Below are 491 nucleotides of genomic sequence, written 5' to 3'. Positions count from 1 at the left end.
CGATCTGGGGCATGATCTCGGGTCTGACGGTCACCGGGGCCTATCTGATCCACTTCAAGATCGGTTTCTCCCCCATGGTCATCGGCATCACCGCCCTGGTGCTGGCCCTGGCCGGGTTCGTGCTGCATCTTGGCGCGTCCCAGGACAGCGGGCGGCGCCTGACCCCCTTCGCGGCGGCGTCGGGCCTGCTGGTCCTGATCGGGTTGGCGGGGCTGTTCGGTCTGGTCCCCGGCGCGGCCGCGGGCACGCCCGACGCCTGGTTCCTGTCCATCTCGCCCGAGGGCTTCGGCGCCGTGGGCATTCTGATCAGCTTCGCCGTCTCGATCGTCGTGACACTGGCTACCCCCGCCCCGCCGGCCGAGGTCCAGGCCATGGTCGAGGAGATCCGCCTGCCGTCGGCGAATTAGACTCCGGGACAAAAAAACAGGGTCTGAATAGTCTGAATAGTCTCAATGCTCCGCGCGCCCGCATGGGCCGGGTGAGACTCTTCG

The 491-nt window shown here is 67.2% G+C and carries 1 protein-coding gene; it reads left to right on the top strand.

The genetic code is table 11. The features are described from left to right. On the top strand, positions 1-407 hold a 407-nt coding region (locus tag C0461_RS14410; protein WP_292107995.1), incomplete at its 5' end, for a hypothetical protein. Positions 408-491: the final 84 nt, after the last annotated feature.

The organism is Brevundimonas sp., assembly GCF_013823285.1.
Lineage (GTDB): Bacteria > Pseudomonadota > Alphaproteobacteria > Caulobacterales > Caulobacteraceae > Brevundimonas.
Note: the sequence above shows the minus strand (reverse complement) of the source record. Positions and strands in the feature narration are given on the sequence as shown.